A 1628-nucleotide genomic window follows, 5' to 3' on the forward strand; every position below is an offset into this window, starting at 1 on the left:
GACAGGTGGCGCAGAGGCCGCGACCGTTACATTCCCGCGAAACCTGCAGCTCCTCCGACAAAATGGCCGACAGCAGATTGCTGTAGGTATCGACCTCCGAGACACGAGATAAAGGCTCTAGCCGGATTTGTTTAACCATAGACGGGATCCACATTAAGGGCAGACAAAAAACCCCGGCGGGCAGGATCTACTGCATAAGCAACGCAAACCAATCACAAAAATTGATTGATCCCTTCCCCTGCAACCCCCTTGCAGGTCTACAGCAACACCTGAGTCCCCAGTCAATCAAACCAGAGCACTTCACCAGAGCACTTCAAATGATGAGCCCTGCACCTGTGACCCTGGGAGAGGCTGCATTCTTTACTTAACTTATATTCTGGATCTGGAGCAGGTTATTCTGGATGGAAGTGTCATAATACTTAACTACGAATAAACACGGAATTTTTTTATCGGCTAGAAAGTTACAAAGTGAAATCACGTAAATTGGAGAAAATGACAATCCTTTCGTAAATATTTATCGCAGATCTCCCCCGGTCGTTCTGTCGGCAAGGTAAATCTTAAGTAGAACCTTCACGGTCTTTTATTGGCAATTTTGTTACAGAAGGATGTGCTGAAGTTTGCCGTAAAAGCGTATCGAGCCATTTGCTATTCCCTTCATAATTTCTTTAAAGTAGTCCCCCATTTTGTCTGTAAATCGATCTTTTCTGTTTTTGTTGGCTTCGTCGATTGGGAGCTAGGGTTATGGAATCGCGCCAGCGCCGGCAGGATCCGCAAACGTTGCAAAACCTGTTGCGGGCTGCCTACCAACAGCTTTTGGAACGCCAGCCCTACCAGCACGAGAAAGCGGGAGAACTGGAGAAAATCGAGCAGGACTTCTTGCGGGGGCGGATCGGGATTAAGCGCTTGGTTCGCCAGATTGGGGGGTCCCGGCTCTACCGGCAACTCTTTTTCAGTGCCGGCTGCAACACCCGCTGTGTAGAGCAGGGCTTCAAGCACTTTTTGGGACGGGCCCCGGCCAGCAAGGAGGAGGTGGCCGCCTACCACGACATTTTGGTGCACCAGGGCTTGCAGGCCATGGTCAATGCCTTTATCGACTCGGAGGAGTACCGCCACCAGTTCGGCAACGACCATCTGCCCCACCCCCGCCAACGGCTGAGCGGCCACCCACCTTTGGCCTACTTGCTGACAAACCAAATGCACCGGCGCCATGAGCTGGGGATGCAGGGATCCCCGCTTTTGCACAGTTTGGCGGCGATGGAAGTGGGGATCCCTTAGGCAGTGGGGCCGGGGAGGAAGTCGAGGGTATAGGCTTGGCGAACCTCCAGACCCGCTGCGCCGATCCCCAGGGCCACCATCTCCTGAAAGTAGGTTTGCCAGCGCTGGTGGGTCATGGCGCCGATCCCCAGCGTGGCGGCATCTCCACTGGTGAGAAGGCCGTAGTCTTTTAGGGCTTGGTGGGCGTAGGCCAGGAGGGCCTCGCTCATGTTGGGGTTGTCTTGGCGGATGAGGCGATTGCCGGGGCGGGGATCCTCTAGGTAGCTCTGCCAGCCCTGGATGGAGGCAGCTACAAATTTTCGTACCTGCTCCGGGTGCTGTTCGGCAAAGGGGCGGGTGGTCTCCAGGGTGGT

1 protein-coding gene and 1 pseudogene are annotated in these 1628 nt (G+C 54.5%); one reads left to right on the forward strand and one right to left on the reverse strand.

From position 1 onward, the window contains the following. Positions 1–741: 741 nt before the first annotated feature. Positions 742–1275 carry a phycobilisome rod-core linker polypeptide gene (locus tag NW819_RS12830; RefSeq protein ID WP_414344058.1) on the forward strand — a complete coding sequence of 178 codons (534 nt, stop codon included), beginning with the start codon at positions 742–744 and terminating at the stop codon, positions 1273–1275. On the opposite strand, the pseudogene NW819_RS12835 reads toward NW819_RS12830, so the two are convergent. Further along, positions 1272–1628: pseudogene (locus NW819_RS12835) on the reverse strand (ABC transporter substrate-binding protein); the annotation flags it as partial. The gene NW819_RS12830 and the pseudogene NW819_RS12835 sit on opposite strands and share 4 nt — an antisense overlap.

Origin of the sequence: Synechococcus sp. R8-2 (assembly GCF_047461715.1) — a bacterium.
Lineage (GTDB): Bacteria > Cyanobacteriota > Cyanobacteriia > Thermostichales > Thermostichaceae > Thermostichus.